Genomic DNA, 16,961 nt, shown 5'->3' on the forward strand with positions numbered 1-16,961 from the left:
GGCACTGCCCCACCACCCAAACAAGGGAGAAGGAACAATCACCATGACCATCTACCACAATCAACGCTTTGACGCCGAGCGCGCCCTCTACGGGCAGACCGGCATCGAGGTGGATCACTGCACTTTTGCGGGTCCCGCCGACGGGGAATCCGCGCTCAAGGAATGTCGGGATGTGACGGTGCGGGACAGCCTGTTCGAGCTGCGCTATCCGCTGTGGCATCTGCGGGGCGGCAGTCTGACGGGCTGCCGCATGACCGAGAGCTGCCGCGCCGCCCTGTGGTACGACAGCGACCTCTCGCTGACGGACTGCGCGCTGGGCGGCATCAAGGCCGTCCGGGAATGCCGCGGCGTCACGCTGACCCGCTGTGATGTCCGTTCGCCGGAATTCGGCTGGCAGTGCGACGGCCTGACGATGGACGACTGCCTGCTGGAAAGCGAGTACGCCTTCCTGCACAGCCGGGACCTGACCATCCGCGGCCTGACCATGCAGGGCAAGTATTCCTTCCAGTATGTCGAAAACGCCCGCCTGGACCACTGCCGCCTCGTCACCAAGGATGCCTTCTGGCACAGCCGCGGCATCACGGTGACGGACAGCGTCATCGAGGGCGAGTACCTGGGCTGGTACTCGCAGGACCTGCACCTGATCCGCTGCACCATCCGCGGCACCCAGCCGCTGTGCTATGCCCGCGGCCTTGTGCTCGAGGACTGCCGCATGGTGGACACCGACCTCTCGTTTGAGAACAGCGATGTCCGCGCCACCGTGCAGGGCAGCATCCTCAGCGTCAAGAACCCCGACCATGGCGAGATCGTCGCCGACAGCATCGGCCAGATTCTTCTGGACGAGTTCCGCCGCCCCGGCGCCGACTGTCGGATCACCTGCCGGGGCTGAGATCGGGAGGAATCTGCGATGGAAAAATCCGAACTGCTTGCCCGGATGGCGGACGGCCGCCTGTATGACAGCAGCGACCCCCGCCTGCAGGGCGACCAGGCCGAGCGGCTGGACCGGGTGTTCCGCTACAACCAGCTCCCGCCCAGCTGCCAGGCCGAGAAAGCCGCCCTGCTGCGCGAACTCTTTGCCGAGATCGGCGACGGCTGCTATATCGAGACGCCCTTCCATGCCAACTGGGGCGGCAAGAACGTCCATTTCGGCAGCGGTGTCTACGCCAACTTCAACCTCACGCTGGTCGATGACGGCGAAATCCGCGTCGGCAGCCATGTCATGATCGGCCCCAACGTCGTGCTGACCACGGCGGGCCACCCGGTCGAACCGTCGCTGCGCCGCCGCGCCGTGCAGTACAACCTGCCCATCTCGATCGGCGACAATGTCTGGCTCGGTGCGGGCTGCCTCGTCATGCCGGGCGTCACCATCGGCGAGAACAGCGTCATCGGCGCCGGCAGCGTCGTCACGCGGGACATCCCCGCCAACGTCGTCGCGGTCGGCGTCCCCTGCCGGGTGCTGCGCCCCATCGGCCCGCGCGACCGCCAGTTCTACCACCGGGATCTCCCCGTGGACTTCGAATAACACAACCCCCGCACCACCACGGTGCGGGGGTTGTTTCAGTTTCGGGCCCGGCGGTAACCCCGCGCGGCCAGGAAGGGCAGGAAGATCGCGAGCGTCACGGCGGTGCTCAGCACGACGCCGGGCAGATCCAGCGCCTGGTTCTGGATGGCCGAAGGCTCCGCGAAAAGAAGGATCGCGTTGTTGTTGAAGTAGTGAATCATCACCGGCGCCCAGATGCTGCCCGTGTACCGGTAGGCAAGCCCGAAGAAAATGCTGTAACACAGACAGACCGCGATCTGGTTCGCCACGCTCAGCACCCAGTGATCAGGACTGTAATAGAACAGGTTGATGGGCAGGTGCCACAGCCCCCACGCGACGCCGAGCACCGCCACACCGCCGCGCAGCCCGAACTGCTTCTGGAGCAGCGGCTGCAGGAATCCCCGCCAGCCGAACTCCTCCCCGAAGAAGGGCGCGAAGGACAGAAAGAAGGAGAGCACCAGATTCAGCGACATCACCGCCCAGGCCGTGCTGTCCGGCGCGGTGCCGTCCTGCGCGGCGGCTGCCTGTGCCGGGTCAACCAGCACCGTCACCACGCCGATGAGCAGCAGCCGGGCAAAGTAGAGCAGGATGAACAGCGCCAGCATCCCGAAGGCGGTCCGGCGCAGCCGCAGATGCCAGGCGGTCCGGCGGGCCTTGCCGTCCCAGAAGTAGAACACCCAGCACAGCAGACTGCCGCCGATCATGACGGCGTTGCTGATCGTCACCCAGGGGCCTGCGGGCAGCACAACACTGCCGGCGGCACAAACCGCCATCAGCAGCGCCAGCACCAGGAAAAAGCCGAAGAATCGGCGCGGCACCGTCGGGTCGTCCCGGCGGGTCACCAGGATGGCCAGCATCGCCCCGGCGGCCGGATAGAACATCTGCGCCGAAGGAAAGACGCTCACATCCCGCCCCGCGGCATAGCCCCAGCCCATCAGAATCCCCAGCAGGTAGGGCAGCGCAAAGGCGACCAGCGCAAAGATTACAAGCTGCCGCTTCTCGCGGTCAGTCCAACAACAGGACATCATACACTCTCCTTCCCGTGCGTGCGGCGCGAATGCTGCAGCCGGTAGCACCGCAGCTGGTAGCAGCCCATCTGCAGCAGCCAAAGACCGCCCACCAGCACAAACCACATCGCGTTGATCTGCCAGTACATCCCTACGATGAGCAGCGCGACCATCGCGAAGGGATATACCAGGTTCATCACCCGGAAGGTGAAGTAACTGCAATCCCCGATGGTCTTTTGCTCCGCCTCGTCACAGCTCGCGTACCAGTCCCGCTGGAACCGCGTGTCAAACACGTTGCCCCGCTTTTCGGGCGAGAGCTTTTTGGTGGCCTGCACGCAGAGCGCCTGCACGGCGATGCTCCAGACCAGCAGCAGAAGCAGAATTGCCAGCGTCAGGCCGAAAAACCGCGTTGTGCCGGTCGTCGGCACAACGGCCAGTGCAATCGTGATCATGATCCAGGGAAAGAGCAGCGAGTTCAGAATCATCGCCAGACAGAGCCGGCGGTTGGCGGTCTCAAAAGCGTCGTCATCCTCCTCGGCACGGCGCATCGGGCCCCGGGCCGACAGATACACCCCCGTCGAGACCGCGGACCATACCAGACCGGACGCCAGCAGAGGCAGTCCCGCGCGGTATAATCCCCCGCTCACCCCGCTGCCCAGATCGGACAGCCGGTCCAGATTGCAGTTCACCAGCATACTCAGCAGCCCGCCCACCAGGGCAGACACGACGATCATCAGCGCAAACCGCAGATAAATCCCCGTTTTCTTCTGTTGCGATTTCATGATTCTTCCTCCCCCGTCAGATAAAAGATTTCTTCCACAGGCATCTGGAACACCCGGGCGATGCGCAGCGCCAGCGTGATGGAGGGATTGTAGTCCCCCCGCTCGATCAGACTGATGGTCTGGCGGGATGCCCCCACCAGCTGCCCCAGCTGCTGCTGGTTCAGCGACCGCGCCGCCCGCAGCTCCTTGAGCCGGTTCCCCAGCGGCATACGCAGAACCTCCCCTCACGGTTGTAAACGATCTTTGTCAATTTGACAATGATCTTTGTCAATCTTAGGATAGCATTGACAACAATCCTTGTCAATACCCCCGCACCAAAAAATAAAAAACCCGTCCCAAACGGGACGGGAAATCGGCTCATTCTGATAGAACGGTCATTTTTGGGATTGTGTGATCAGCGCTTCCTCACCCAAAAAGATCTTCTTGTCCGCATCAAAAAATGCCCCGGCGGACAGCCGGGGCGAAGGTGGTGGGCCAGGCAGGATTTGAACCCGCGACCAAGCGGTTATGAGCCGCCAGCTCTGACCAGCTGAGCTACTGGCCCACATTTCATTCAGTATACCATACTTTGGCGCGAAAGCCAACCATTATTTTTCGTCCGGCCGCATACACTGGGGCGGGAGGCGGTAGTATGCGGTATGGTGCGGCAGCGGCGATCTTTGTGGCGGCGGCGGTTCTGGTGCTGTTGCTGCCGGTTTTGTGGGGACCGGCGCCGTCGGTGGAGCCGGCGCCCACGGCGTCCCCCGCCGCGGAAACCCCCGCCGCCGAGCCGCAGGAGTGCCGGGCCGTCTGGATCAGCTATCTGGAATGGCAGCAGACCGACTTTTCCTCGGCCGAGGCGTTCCGGGCGGACGCGGCGGCCATGCTGGACAACATCGCCGCGCTGGGTGCCAACCGGGTGTTTGCGCATCTGCGGCCCTTCGGGGATGCGCTGTACCCCAGCGACTACTTCCCGTTCAGCCATCTGTGCACCGGCACCCAGGGGGAGGACCCGGGGTTTGACCCGCTGGCCATCCTGCTGGAGGAGGCCCACGCCCGCGGGCTGGAGCTGGAAGGCTGGATCAACCCCTACCGCTTGCAGGCGGGCGGCACGCCCGACCGGTTCGCCGCGACCAGCCCGGCGGTCACCCATCCCGACTGGGTGCGTCAGACCGGCGACGGCAGCTATCTGAACCCCGCCTCGGCGCAGGTGCGGCAGTATCTGGCGGACTCGCTGGCCGAGCTGTGCAGCCGGTACGCGGTGGACGGCATCCATTTTGACGACTACTTCTACCCCACCACCGACCCCGCCTTTGACGCCGGGGACTACGCGGCGTCGGGCAGCACGCTGAGCCTGGAGGACTGGCGGCGGGAGAACGTCAACGCGCTGATGCGCCTTTGCTGCGAAACCTGTCACCGCTACGGGGTGCGGTTCGGGGTGGCGCCGCAGGGCACGCCGGAGGGCTGCCGGGACGGCCAGTACAGCGACGCCGCGCGCTGGCTGGCCGAGGGCGGCTACTGCGATTATCTGATGCCGCAGCTCTACTGGGGCCGGTCGTACAGCCGCGGCGGCGACACCTCGCAGAGCCTCGACGAGCTGGCGGCGGTCTGGCTGGCGCTGCCCCGGGCCGAGGGGGTATCGCTGTGTTTCGGGCTGGGGGCCTACCGCATCGGCGAGGGGGACGGCGGCGACCGCTCGGGCCCCGGCACCGAGTGGAGTTCGGGCAGCGCGCTCGCGGAGCAGGCCGAGTTCCTGCGCGGCGCGGGGGCGGACGGTGTGGGGCTGTACCGCTACGCCTCGCTGTTTGACAACACCCTCTATCCCACCCTCGCGGCGCAGGAGGCCGCGGCCCTGCAAAAGACATGGAAATAATTGACAAGACGATCAATTTTTTGTAAAATAAAAATAAAAAAGGGCCGCAAAGCGGCCCTTTCGTCTTGCAAAACAAAGGAGGTTCCCTCATGACAGACACGGCCGTCCGCAACGAACTGTTTGAAACCACCCCGCTGCCGCGGGCAGTTGCCTCGCTGGCAGTTCCCACCATTCTCAGTTCACTCGTCATGGTGCTGTACAACCTGGCCGATACCTGGTTTGTCGGCATGCTCAACGACCCGGTCCAGAACGCCGCCGTCACGCTGGCCGCGCCGGTGCTGCTGGCCTTCAACGCCGTGAACAACCTGTTCGGCGTGGGCAGTTCCAGCCTGATGAGCCGCGCGCTGGGCTGCCATGACTATGACACGGTGCAGCGGGCCTCCACCTTCGGGTTCTGGTGTTCGGTGGCCGGGGGCGTGCTGATCTCGGCGGTCTGCCTGATCTTCAACGGCCCGCTGCTCATCCTGCTGGGCGCCGATGCCCAGACCTCCGCCGCCACCGAGGGGTATCTGTGGTGGACGGTCTGCCTGGGCGCAGTGCCGGCCATCCTCAACGTCGTGCTGGCCTACCTGGTCCGCGCCGAGGGCGCCAGCCTCCATGCCAGCATCGGCACCATGAGCGGCTGCTTCCTCAACATGATCCTTGACCCTATCTTCATCATGCCGTGGGGCCTCGGCATGGGCGCCGCGGGCGCCGGCTGCGCCACCTTCCTGTCCAACTGCGTGGCGTGCCTGTATTTCTTTGTGCTGCTCGTCGTGCGGCGGGGCAAGACGCTGGTCTGCGTCGATCCGCGCCGATTCCGGCTGCAAAAGGGCATCGCCCGCCAGATCTTCGGCGTCGGCCTGCCCGCCTGCATCCAGAACCTGCTCAACGTGACCGGCATGACCATCCTCAACAACTTCGCCGCGGCCTACGGCGCCAACGCCGTCGCGGCCCTGGGCATCGTCCAGAAGGTCAACATGGTGCCCATGCAGGTGGCGCTGGGCTTTTCCCAGGGAATCATGCCGCTGGTCAGCTACAACTATGCGTCGGGCAACCACCGCCGCATGAAGAAGGCCATCACCGGGTCGCTTATCCTCGCCGAGGCGCTGCTCATCGTCGTGACCATCGCCTACGAGGTCTTTGCCGACGGCCTGATCCGGCTGTTCATGCAGAACCCCGACATCGTCGAGATCGGCACCCGCCTGCTGCGGGAATTCTGCCTGGAGCAGCCGCTGATGGTGATGGACTTCATGACGGTGGGCGTCTTCCAGGCGCTGGGCATGGGCCGCAACGCGCTGGTCTTTGCGATCATGCGCAAGATCGTGCTGGAAATCCCCGCCCTCTTCGTGTTCGACAAACTCTATCCGCTCTACGGCCTGGGCTATGCCCAGCCGTTCGCCGAGGCGGTGCTCGCCGTGGCCTCCGTCGTCATGCTGGCCCGGATCTACCGCCGCCTCAACGGCCAGCCCCAGCATCTGCACTGATTCCCAACAAAAAGGGCGTACCGCCTTGCGCGGTACGCCTTTTTTTCAGTCATGCCGGATGGCTTCGAGGGCGCTGATCCGGACGGCCTTGCCGGCCGGCGCCACACCGGACAGCAGTCCGATCAGGGTGGCGAAGAGCAGCGCGCCCAGCAGCAGCCAGGGCGGTATGATGGAGATTTTGGAGGACCCTCCCATGGCATAGGCATAGCTGCCTGTCAGGCTGGACAGGTCCACGTTCTGGCCGAACAGCGAGAGAATCAGGCTGATGTTGTTGAGCACAAAGCCCACCACCAGGCTGATCAGGTCGCCGATCACGCCGCCGATGAAGCCGATGAAGCCGCTCTCCATCAGGAACATCCGGCGGATGTTGCCCAGCTCGCAGCCCAGCACCTTCATGATGCCGATTTCCCGGGTGCGCTCGTAGATGGCCATTGTCATCGTGTTCATGATGTTCAGCGCCGAGACAAACAGACTCATCGCGGCCAGGCCGCCCAGGATCATCTGGCTGCGGGCCACCTGCTTTTTCATGTTGTCCCGCTCCTGGGTGCTCGAGTAGGTGCTCGTGAAGCCGATGTCATGGATGGCGTTCTCGACCTCCTCGACGTTTTCCAGATCATCCACCTTGACATAGACCTGGTCATAGGTCGCGGACTGGGTCAGGCTGCTGTTTTTGGACAGAGCGGCGTAGGCCTTGGTCAGCATCTTCATGTCCTTGAGGCGGATCACAATGCCGGAATCCGTCCACCAGCCCTTGGAATAATCGCTCTGCAGCGTGCCCACGACCTTGAGTTTCCAGGTCTGGGTCTTTTCATCCCCGGAATCCGTCGAGGCCGAGAGCGTCAGCGTCATGTCGTCCTTGTTCACGTCCACAAAGGGTTTCACCGGGTTGCCGGCGGCGTCGGTCATGCCGCTCCAGCGGTAGCGCTTGGGGCTGTTCATGCTCTTGCGGGTATCCTCAAAGCTGTACCCGGTGTTCTGGCAGACCAGCACGGGCAGCACATCCTTGCCGTAGCTGTCCGAGTCGGACAGCCAGCTGCCGCTGACCAGCTGGAACCCCATCGGTTCCAGCGCGTCGGGGAACAGGCCGACCATCTGGTACAGCCCGGTGATCTGGTATCGGTCATTCTGCCCGGCGCTGATCCGGCCGTTGAGGTTGTAGGCCTGGTAAAAGGGGGTCACGGTCAGCACATGATCCAGCGCGCGGATCTGTTCCAGGCCGTCGTCGTCCAGCTTGACCTGTTTGCCGTCCGCGGTGGTGGTGGCGATGCCGCCGCCGTATACCTGGATCTGGGTCAGGTCGCCCCAGCTGGCCAGCATCTCCTCGTTGGCCTGGTTCTGGGCAATGCCCAGACTGATCATGACGACGATCAGGCAGGTACCCACAACGACGCCCACGACGGTCAGCGCAGTGCGCCCCATCCGGCGGGTCAGGTTCTTTGCCGACAGACCGATCTGATCAGAGATCTTCATCTTCGCTCTCCTCCAGCTTGGCGAGGGCGGCTGCCTTCCGCTTGCGGCGGATCACCTTGATGACAAGGAACAGGACCACCACCACGGCGATGGCGATCAGTGCCCAGCCCCAGATGGGCATGCCGGTCTTCTGGGGTTCCATCATGGACGGGTCGGTCATCGAGGGGTCCTCATAGACGGGCAGCTCCATGACGGTGGCCGAGAAGTCCTTGGTCACCGTCTTGATCTCGCCGTTGGCATCCTCGTAGCTCAGGGTGATGGTGCCGGACATCGGGCCGGCCTCGGTGGGGGTCAGGTCAAAGTCCACGCTGTTTTCGGTTCCGGCGTTGACGTTGCCCACATACTGCTGGGCCGTATCGACGCCCAGGTTGGTGCCGGTGATCTTGGCCTCCAGGTTGGAAACGGGGTTCTTGCCCTTGTTGACAAAGCCCAGCGACACCGAGGCCGAGTCGCCGACATAGATGGTGTCGGGCACGGTGAGCTGGCCCACCTCAAAGCGGTCGGGCTGGCTGATCGGCACCGAGATCGTGGTGGCCATGCCGTTGACGGCGGTGTTGGTCGTGGCGCCGGTGCCCACCAGGTTGACCGTGATGTTGGCCACGCCCGCCGTGAAGGCGGACCCCGCCGACAGGTTGAACTGAACATCGCGGGTGCTGTGGGCGGACATCGAGCCGATGTAGTTGGTCAGGCTGCCGCCCGTCATCGTCACGCCGTCCGGCAGCGTCAGCGACACCACCACGTCGTTGAGGGATTCCTGGCCGGCCGTGGCGTAGACGCTCAGCGACAGCGTGAAGGGACTGCCCGCCGTGATGGCCTCGTTGCCGTAGGAGGAGGCGCGGATCATCAGGTTGGGGGTGCTGGGGTCCTTGTCAACGCACTGGCCCAGCGTGACGCTGAGCTGCTGCATGGCCAGCGTGGAGTTCAGATAGCTCAGGTTGATCGAAAGGCTGTTGCCGCCGCCGTTGTAGATCACGTCGCGGAACAGCAGCACATAGCTGTAATAGGGGCAGCCGTTGGCGTCGGTCTCGTCATACAGCTGGCCGATCTCGGCGTTGCCGGTGAAGGTGAACACCGACGAGTTGATCCGCGCCGAAATCTGATCGGCGGTAATGTAATTGTTGTAGGCGTCGTAGTCCGCCACCCGCAGCACCAGGTTGAAGCGGGTATCCCGCTCGATGGTGGCAATCTCGCCGCCGGCGGCGTCGGTCACGGTCTGGGCGATCAGATAGGCGCCGCCCTTGTCATTGCGGGCGGTGGCGCCGTCGCCGGGCGCCGGGGTGGCCTGCACCTCGGGGGTGGGCAGCGGTTCCGGCGTGGCCAGGGGTTCGGCCGTGGGGGCGGGGGTGGCTTCGGCAAAGGGAATGGCGTCGTCCGCCAGGGCGGGCGTTGCGGCCAGACTGCCCAGCAGCAGCACAGCCGCCAGCAGGGACAGGAACGGTGAGGCTTTTTTCAACGGGGATTCCTCCTTATGATTTGGTAGTCCTGGAATCGGGTTCGGCAGCTGCCGGGCGGGTGTAGGCGGCCAGTTCGGCGGCGGTTTTCTCCCGCACATCGCCGCTGGCCTGGTCGCCGCCGATGGCAAGGTTGCCTTCCAGCGCCGAGAACAGCGCGCTGCGGTTTTTCTCTTTGACTTCGTCGGGCTGCACCACATTGGACTGCACGCGGCCGTCCAGAATCGTGATGATCCGGTCCGCACAGGAGGCCAGTTCCGGCTCGTGGGTGACCATCACGAAGGTGATGCCCTGGTTCTTGGACAGTTCCAGCATCCGGTACAGCACCTGGCGCGAGGTGGTGGAGTCCAGGTTGCCGGTGGGTTCGTCCGCAAAAATGACCTTGGGGCGGCTCACAAAGGCGCGGGCAATGCCGACGCGCTGCTGCTGGCCGCCGCTCATCTCGGTGGGCAGATGGTTGGCGCGGCCGCCCAGACCCATCAGTTTCAGTTCCTTGCGGGCGCGTGCCATCCGCTCGGCGCGGCCCATCCCCTTGAACATCAGCGGCAGGGCCACATTCTCGGCCGCCGTCATGCTGGGCAGCAGGTTGTAACTCTGGAAGATGAATCCCAGATGCGCCTGCCGGAACCGCGCCAGCTCGTTTTCCGTCATGGCGCTGATCTCGTGCCGGCCGATGAAAACCTGGCCGCGGGTGGGCTTTTCCAGCCCGGCCAGCTGGTTCAGCAGCGTGGACTTGCCGCTGCCGGACTGGCCGACAATGCAGCAGAATTCCCCTTTCTCCACCGAAAGATCCACGTCGTTGAGCGCGACCACCCGCTCCTTGCCCACGGCATACACTTTGCGCAGGCGGACCGTTCGTATGATAGGTGCCATCTCAGCCCTCCTTTTTCGACATATCGTGCTTTCACCACTATACCATATTTTGTGCGGCGGGGGAAGAGGGCAAAATGTAAATTCCTTGGGCGGGTTTTACAATCTTTTGCCGATTTTTCACTTGTTCTTTGCGGGGAAATAGGGTATAATAAAGAAACTTATCCATGAAATTTATCGCCTCTATGGAGGGTATTCAAGATGAAATTTGCAAAACGTGCGGCGGCGCTGTTGCTGGCCGGGCTCATGGCCCTGACCCTGACGGCGTGCAGTCCCAAGCAGTTTGCCTCCGACCTGATCATCAACGCCGCCACGGCCCTGGGCTTTGTCGAGGCCGACGATGAGGAGGAAACCACCAACGACATCTATGCGCCCGCCGGCGGAGAAATCACCTTCCCGGACGGCCTGCAGGATACCTCGGTGCACCTCAACCAGGTGGCCGAGAACGGCACGCTCTATGTGGCCTTCAACGGCATTACCAACCGCAATACCGAGTATTTTGTGGCGGCGTCGGACAGCATCCAGGTCACGGCCTATGCGACCACCGATTCCACCAGCCTGCTGGAATTCAAGGTGGCCATCTGGCAGCTTTCGGAAGACCGCGCAACCACTTCCTATGTGCCCGGCACCACGGTGTACTACACCACGGGCGGTGACTGCTACACCTACACAATCACCGGCCTGACGCCCGGCAAGTATTACAAGGCGAATATCAGCTATGATTCCGCCTCCTACTACATCACGGGAGGCGTCAAGATCGAGGGCATCGGCAGCGATGAGCTGGTCGCGCCCGAGGGTGACGAGGAATAATCCAACAGTCTGATGTACCGCTCCGGTCCGCTGCCGGGGCGGTTTTTTGTGGGGAGGAAACAAGATGACTCAAGCACAGGAAAAACAGCTGCGCAACACCCTGTTGCTGCTGCTCGGCGCCCTGATCTGGGGCGTGGCCTTCGTGGCGCAGAGTGTGGGCAGCGGCTATGTGGGACCCTATACCTTTCTGGCAGCCCGCAGCTGGCTGGCCTGCGTGTTCCTGGCCGGGCTGATGCTGGTCCGCCGGGCCGACCGCCGGCGCCGCGGCACCGGCCTGCCGTTCTGGATTCATCCCCGCACGCTGTTCTGCGGCGGGGCGCTGTGCGGCACCGCCCTCTTTGCGGCTTCCGCCGCCCAGCAGGCCGGCGTGGGCAGTACCACCACGGCCAAGGCGGGCTTCCTCACGGCGCTCTATGTCGTTCTCGTGCCGCTGCTCGGCATCTTTGCGGGCCGCCGGCCGGGCCGCCGCCTCTGCCTGTGCGTCGTGGTCAGCCTGATCGGGCTGTATCTGCTCTGCCTGGCGGGCCGCGGTTCCCTCAGCCTGACGGGCGGCGAATGGCTGCTGCTGCTCTGCGCGCTGCTCTTCTCGTTCCAGATTATGCTCGTGGACCGCTACAGTCCCCGTCTGGACGGCGTCCAGCTCAGCTTTGTGCAGTTCTTCGTCACGGCGGTGCTCTCCACGGTGTTCATGCTGATCTTCGAGTCCCCCACCCTGCCCCAGCTGCTCGGCGCCGGTACCTCCATCCTGTACTGCGGCATCCTGTCCAGCGGCGTGGGCTACACGCTGCAGATCGTCGGCCAGAAGGACCTCGACCCCACCATCGCCAGCCTGGCCATGTGCATGGAAAGCGTTTTCAGTGCCCTGGCCGGCTGGATCGTGCTCGGGCAGACCCTTTCCCCCGTCGAGACCCTGGGCTGCGTGCTGATGTTCGTCGCCATTGTGGGCGCCCAGATTCCCGACAAAAAGAAAACCTGATAGGTCCAAGGCTTAGATCCAAGGCTCTGCCCTCATCGGCAGGGCCTTTTTGTTTTGTGCACGCTCCGCCCGCTTTGCCCCGTCGCTCACCCCCGCCGCTCTCTCGCCCTTTCGCCGCCCTACTCCCGCCTCCTCCTCGCCGCTCCACCACTCCCCCGCTGCCTTCTCACCCCTTCGCCGCCCTACTCCCGCCTCCTCCTCGCCGCTCCACCACTCCCCGCCCCCCTCTCACCCCTTCGCCGCTCACCCCCACCGCCCACAGCCCCGGTTTTCCTCTATTTGCCCCGTTGCGCCTCTCCCCGCCCGTCACCCTTCCCAACGCCTCCACCCTTGCCCGGCCACAGGCCCCCACTTCCCGCGAGCAGCCGCCCGCCTCTCGCCGCCTTACCCTACGCCGCCGCCCTCTCGCCCTTTCGCCACTCATTCCCCACCACCCACAGCCCCGTTTTTCTTTTATTCGCCCCGTCGCGCCTTTCCCCGCCCGTCACCCTTCCCAACGCCCCCGCCCCCGCCCGGGGCCACAGGCCCCCACTTCCCGCGAGCAGCCGCCCGCCCTTTCGCCGCGTTACCTCACCCCGCCCCTCTCTCACCCCTTCGCCACTCATTCCCCACCACCCACAGCCCCGGTTTTCTCTTATTCGCCCCGTCGCGCCTCTCCCCCGCCCATCACCCTTCCCAACGCCTCCGCCCCTCGCCCAGCCACCGGCCCCCTACTTCCCGCGAGCAGCCGTCCGCCCTCCGCCGCCTTACCTGACGCCGCCCCCCTCTCACCCCTCCGCCGCTCACTCCCCACCGCCCGCAGCCCCGTTTTTCTTCTATTCGCCCCGTCGCGCCTTTCCCCGCCCGTCACCCTTCCCAACGCCCCCGCCCCCGTCCGGCCACTAGCCCCGACTTCCCGCCAGCAGCCGCCCGCCCCTTGCTGCTCTACCACACCCCGCCGCCCTCTCACCCTTCGCCGCCCGTCCCAAAGTGCCGCGCTCTTCCCGGGGGCGTCGGGCTTTGGTGGGCGATTCCTCTTTTGGCAGCAAAAGAGGAACCGAGAAAACTGCCGCTGTTGCGACGCAGCGGGTCCGCGCCCAGGGGGGGATACCCCCCTGGACCCCCGGGTCGGTAGAAGCAAAAAAAAGTCCACCTTTGCTCTCACAATCAGACGAGAGCAAAGACGGACTTTTTTTCCTTCTTCCTGTTTTTTTGAAAATGAGGTGCTGCCAAAATACATACTGTAGATTTATACAATCTGTATTTTTACTCCAAAAAAGTTGCCCCCACCTGCTTGCGGCGACAGGTGAGGGCGATGGGGTATCGTTTTGGTGTGAGGAGGAATCATGTTCCACGGCAACGGTTGCGGCTCCGTTCCGTGTGATTATAGGATACCCAATACTTGCGAAAAATATATTATCATGGTGTGAATTTTCTGTTAATTCCGCCAAGGCAGCCCCGGAAAGCGAAATGTTTACAAAAGTAACGAAGCAAGGCAAAAATTACACAACGCCGTAGATGCCCTGAACGCTGACTTCACCGGTAAAGACATGGGTTTCTCCGGCGTCGCCGCGCACGACGAGGCGGCCGAGTTCATCCACATCGACGGCGATGCCAAAGCCGCCGTCAAACTGGACGCGGCGGCCGAGGTTGATGCAGCGGGCCTTATAGGCGTCGCGGCAGGCGGCGAAGCCGTCCCGCTCAAAGCCGTACAGTTCGCGGTCAAAGCCGAAATCCGTCAGATACCGTGCCAGTCGGCCGGGGTCGCGGTCCAGGTCCACCGGTACGCCCTGCAAGGCCAGGCTGGTGCCGTGGGGCAGGTCCATCTGGTCAAAATAGCTCTGCGGCTGGGCAAGGTTGATGCCGATGCCGGACAGCCAGGCCGGGCGGTCGGGGATGCCCTCGCAGAGGATGCCCACGATCTTTTTGCCGGCGTACAGCAGGTCATTGGGCCACTTGATCTGGCACTCGATGCCGTACAGGGCCCGCAGCGCGTCGGACACGGCCAGGCTGGAGAACAGCGACAGCGCTTCCGGCTGGGCCAGCGGCGTCTGGATGGCGACGGTATAGTACAGCGCCTGACCGGCGGCGTTGACCCACCGGCGTCCCAGCCGGCCGCGTCCGGCGGTCTGGCTGGTCGTGTACACGGCGCCCACCGGCCCGAACCGGTCCAGGTGCTGTTTGGCCCAGGTGTTGGTGCTGTCCGTCTCGGACAGGCACAAAAGCGGATTGAGCCCGTTGTGTTCCTCCGGGCCGTTCTGGATTACCATGTCTGCGGCACCTGCTTCCATCCGAAATTGCACACGCCGTCACGGATCGTGATGACGCCATAGCTGCCGCCGTCCCGCAGGCTGCCCGGATTGAACAGGGTGGGATACCCCGGCATCCCGCGGCGCAGCGTCTTGAAATGGGTATGGCCGAACAGCGCCACGTCGGCGCCCCGGTCGGAGGCGTACTCGGTCAGGCGGTCATAGCTGCTCTTTACATTATAAAGGTGGCCATGGGTGTAAAAGAAGAGCACCCCGCCAAAAGGCGCCAGCCCCTCGGCCGGGTCGGGCGCGCCGGCGTCGCAGTTGCCGCGCACCCGGTAGATCGGGTAGGCCGGCGGCGCGGTCCGGCAGGCCAGCGCCTGGTCCAGGTCGTACAGCCCGTCCCCCAGAAAGAACAGCGCGTCCGCCGTCTCGTTTTCCAGCACCCAGCGCAGCCGGGTCATCCGGCCGTGCACATCACTCACCGCCAAAATGCGGTATTCCTCTGTCGGCATCCTTCTGCCCTCCGTGTCAGTCTTTGGCCGCGATCAGCGCCTTGTAGATCTCCCCCTTGGAGAACGCTGTCCCCCGTGCGGCCTGCCGGGCCGCGGCGGCCGGGGGCATACCGCCCTCCATCAGGGTGCGGGCGGCGTCCACGGCGTCCTGCAGTGTCAGGGCGGCATCCTCCTGCACCTGGTCGGCGGGGGCGCCGGCCATCACCAGCACATACTCCCCGCGGGGATCATGGCTTTCATAAAACGCCGCGGCCTCCCCCAGGGTGGTTTTGGTGATCTCTTCATGCAGTTTTGTCAGCTCCCGGCACAGCGTAATCGACCGGTCGGCGCCGAATGTCTGCACCAGGTCGGCCAGCGTGCCCCGCAGCTTGTGGGGCGCTTCGTAAAAAATCACGGTACGGGGTTCTTTCTGCAAAAAGGCCAGCCGTTCCCGCCGCTCCCGGCGGGGCACCGGCAGAAATCCCTCAAACACAAACCGGGAGGTATCCTGCCCCGAAACCGCCAGCGCCGTCACACAGGCACTGGCCCCCGGCACCGGCACCACCCGGATGCCCCGTGCCAGCGCGTCCCGGACAATCTGCTCCCCGGGGTCGCTGATGCAGGGCATTCCGGCGTCGGAGCACAGCGCGCAGTCCTCGCCGGCCTCGATGCGGGCCAGGATGGCCTCGCCGTGATGCAGCGCGTGTTCATAATAACTCATCATCGGCTTTTTCAGCCCCAGATGATTGAGCAGCCGCAGCGTGACGCGGGTGTCCTCGGCGGCGACGAAATCCGCCGCGCCGAAGGTGGCCGCCACGCGGGGCGGCATATCGTCGAGATTGCCGATCGGTGTGGCGACAAGATAGAGCGTTCCGGCCATGGGTAAACCTCCTTGGCCTCCGTGCCGCGCACGGAGAAAGTATCTTTTATTATACCACGCCCCGCAAGACCTTGACAACCGCCGCCGCGATTTTGGGGCGGGGGGCGTTGCCCTGGCGGGCCGAAACGGCTACAATAGAACCAAAGTCAGGAAAGGAGCCCTTGTCATGACACCTCATATCACCGCCACCCTCTGCGGCCCGGACGGCCGCTTTTTCGGGCCGGGACCCTGCGAGCTGCTGCGCGGCGTGCGGCAGACCGGCAGTCTGCGCGCCGCGGCCCAGCAGATGGACATGGCCTACACCAAGGCGCTGGCGCTGCTGCGCCGGGCCGAGGCCGCGATGGGCTGTCCGCTGACCCGGCGGGCGGTGGGCGGCGCAGGGGGCGGCGGATCGCAGCTCACCCCCGAGGCCGAGGCGCTGCTGGCCCGGTACGAGGCCTGGCAGGCCGCCTGCCAGAGCGAAGCCGACGCGCTCTTTAATGCCTGTTTTTCCGACCGTGCGCCCCGGCTGCGCTGTGTGGTCATGGCATCCGGCGAGAGCCGCCGGTTCGGTTCCAACAAGCTGCTGGCGGATTTCGGCGGCGAGCCGCTGCTGCGCCGCACGCTGCGCGGGGTGCCGGCCGGGCTGGACCCCGTCGTGGTGACCCGGTGGGAGCCGGTCCGGGCGCTCTGCCGCGAAATGGGGGTGCGCTGCCTGCTGCAGGAAAGCCCGCTGCTCAGCGATACGATCCGCTTCGGGCTGGCGGCGGTGTGGCAGGCGGACGGCTGCCTCTTCCTGCCCGGGGACCAGCCGCTGGTCCGGCCGCAGAGCTACGCGGCACTGATCCGGGCGTTCGGGGCCTGCCCCGTCCGGCCGGTGCGGCTGGCCTGGCAGGGCGAGGCGGGCAGCCCGGTGCTCTTCCCGCGGTGCGAGTTCCCGGCCCTTGCCGGCCTGCAGGGCGACGTGGGCGGAGGGGCCGTGCTGCGCCGCCTCGATCCCCCGGCCCGCACCGTCGAGGCGGCCGCGGCCTGCGAACTGTGGGACGCCGACACCCCCGACCGGCTGGCCGCGCTGCTGGCCGCCGACACCGAATGACCGGCGTTACAACTTTGCGACAACTTTCCGCTATCGTAGAGGCAGAACAGGAGGCACTTG

At 64.7% G+C, this 16,961-nt stretch carries 16 protein-coding genes and 1 tRNA gene; 7 read left to right on the forward strand and 10 right to left on the reverse strand.

Annotated features, from left to right (window positions below; translation table 11 throughout):
* Positions 1–43: 43 nt before the first annotated feature.
* Together U0L91_RS04765 and U0L91_RS04770 are read left to right on the forward strand one after the other, a co-directional pair.
* Complete coding sequence (locus tag U0L91_RS04765) at positions 44–889, forward strand: DUF3737 family protein (RefSeq protein WP_330045073.1); 846 nt, start codon at positions 44–46, stop codon at positions 887–889.
* A gap of 18 nt (positions 890–907) precedes the next feature.
* On the forward strand, positions 908–1,522 hold the full coding sequence (locus U0L91_RS04770) for a sugar O-acetyltransferase (RefSeq protein WP_330045074.1): 615 nt from the start codon (positions 908–910) through the stop codon (positions 1,520–1,522).
* A gap of 35 nt (positions 1,523–1,557) precedes the next feature.
* Here the strand turns inward: U0L91_RS04770 and U0L91_RS04775 are convergent, their stop codons facing one another.
* The 4 genes from U0L91_RS04775 to U0L91_RS04790 form a co-directional block, all read right to left on the reverse strand.
* Entirely contained in the window at positions 1,558–2,568 is a 1,011-nt protein-coding gene (locus U0L91_RS04775) for a CPBP family intramembrane glutamic endopeptidase (RefSeq protein WP_330045075.1), read from the reverse strand.
* Entirely contained in the window at positions 2,565–3,329 is a 765-nt protein-coding gene (locus U0L91_RS04780) for a DUF3169 family protein (RefSeq protein WP_330045076.1), read from the reverse strand. Before U0L91_RS04780 ends, U0L91_RS04775 begins: the two co-directional genes overlap by 4 nt.
* Entirely contained in the window at positions 3,326–3,538 is a 213-nt protein-coding gene (locus U0L91_RS04785; protein WP_330045077.1) for a helix-turn-helix transcriptional regulator, read from the reverse strand. Before U0L91_RS04785 ends, U0L91_RS04780 begins: the two co-directional genes overlap by 4 nt.
* 258 nt (positions 3,539–3,796) lie before the next feature.
* Positions 3,797–3,873, reverse strand: a tRNA-Ile gene (locus tag U0L91_RS04790).
* 87 nt (positions 3,874–3,960) lie between these two features.
* Here U0L91_RS04790 and U0L91_RS04795 point away from each other — a divergent pair.
* Positions 3,961–5,181 (forward strand): glycoside hydrolase family 10-like protein, encoded by a 1,221-nt coding sequence (locus U0L91_RS04795; RefSeq protein ID WP_330045078.1) that lies wholly within the window; start codon positions 3,961–3,963, stop codon positions 5,179–5,181.
* Between the two features lie 89 nt (positions 5,182–5,270).
* The gene (locus U0L91_RS04800) at positions 5,271–6,647 is read left to right on the forward strand and encodes an MATE family efflux transporter (RefSeq protein WP_330045079.1); all 1,377 of its coding nucleotides are present in this window, start codon (positions 5,271–5,273) and stop codon (positions 6,645–6,647) included.
* Between the two features lie 45 nt (positions 6,648–6,692).
* On the opposite strand, the gene U0L91_RS04805 is transcribed toward U0L91_RS04800, so the two are convergent.
* The 3 genes from U0L91_RS04805 to U0L91_RS04815 are packed head-to-tail and all read right to left on the reverse strand — an operon-like array spanning position 6,693 to position 10,441.
* A complete protein-coding gene (locus U0L91_RS04805) occupies positions 6,693–8,117 on the reverse strand; it encodes an ABC transporter permease (RefSeq protein WP_330045080.1) in 1,425 nt (474 codons plus the stop codon).
* On the reverse strand, positions 8,104–9,570 hold the full coding sequence (locus U0L91_RS04810) for a COG1361 family protein (RefSeq protein WP_330045081.1): 1,467 nt from the start codon (positions 9,568–9,570) through the stop codon (positions 8,104–8,106). The genes U0L91_RS04805 and U0L91_RS04810 overlap by 14 nt, the downstream gene beginning before the upstream one ends.
* A 13-nt stretch (positions 9,571–9,583) precedes the next feature.
* Entirely contained in the window at positions 9,584–10,441 is an 858-nt protein-coding gene (locus U0L91_RS04815) for an ABC transporter ATP-binding protein (protein WP_330045082.1), read from the reverse strand.
* 198 nt (positions 10,442–10,639) lie between these two features.
* On the opposite strand from U0L91_RS04815, the gene U0L91_RS04820 reads away from it, so the two are divergent.
* Both U0L91_RS04820 and U0L91_RS04825 read left to right on the forward strand, forming a co-directional pair.
* Positions 10,640–11,248, forward strand: coding sequence for a hypothetical protein (locus tag U0L91_RS04820; protein WP_330045083.1), 609 nt, complete (start codon positions 10,640–10,642; stop codon positions 11,246–11,248).
* Positions 11,249–11,312: 64 nt separating this feature from the next.
* A complete protein-coding gene (locus U0L91_RS04825; protein WP_330045084.1) occupies positions 11,313–12,224 on the forward strand; it encodes a DMT family transporter in 912 nt (303 codons plus the stop codon).
* A gap of 1,481 nt (positions 12,225–13,705) precedes the next feature.
* Here the strand turns inward: U0L91_RS04825 and U0L91_RS04830 are convergent.
* The 3 genes from U0L91_RS04830 to rsmI are packed head-to-tail and all read right to left on the reverse strand — an operon-like array spanning position 13,706 to position 15,826.
* Positions 13,706–14,473 (reverse strand): biotin--[acetyl-CoA-carboxylase] ligase, encoded by a 768-nt coding sequence (locus U0L91_RS04830; RefSeq protein WP_330045085.1) that lies wholly within the window; start codon positions 14,471–14,473, stop codon positions 13,706–13,708.
* Positions 14,467–14,967 (reverse strand): metallophosphoesterase family protein, encoded by a 501-nt coding sequence (locus U0L91_RS04835; protein ID WP_330045086.1) that lies wholly within the window; start codon positions 14,965–14,967, stop codon positions 14,467–14,469. The genes U0L91_RS04830 and U0L91_RS04835 overlap by 7 nt, the downstream gene beginning before the upstream one ends.
* A gap of 16 nt (positions 14,968–14,983) precedes the next feature.
* Positions 14,984–15,826, reverse strand: coding sequence for a 16S rRNA (cytidine(1402)-2'-O)-methyltransferase (rsmI, locus tag U0L91_RS04840; protein WP_330045087.1), 843 nt, complete (start codon positions 15,824–15,826; stop codon positions 14,984–14,986).
* Positions 15,827–15,992: 166 nt separating this feature from the next.
* Here rsmI and U0L91_RS04845 point away from each other — a divergent pair, with 166 nt between their 5' ends.
* On the forward strand, positions 15,993–16,901 hold the full coding sequence (locus tag U0L91_RS04845; protein ID WP_330045088.1) for an NTP transferase domain-containing protein: 909 nt from the start codon (positions 15,993–15,995) through the stop codon (positions 16,899–16,901).
* The last annotated feature ends 60 nt before the right edge of the window (positions 16,902–16,961 follow it).

The organism is Gemmiger sp. (assembly GCF_036306485.1).
In the GTDB taxonomy this organism is placed as follows: Bacteria; Bacillota; Clostridia; order Oscillospirales; family Ruminococcaceae; genus Gemmiger.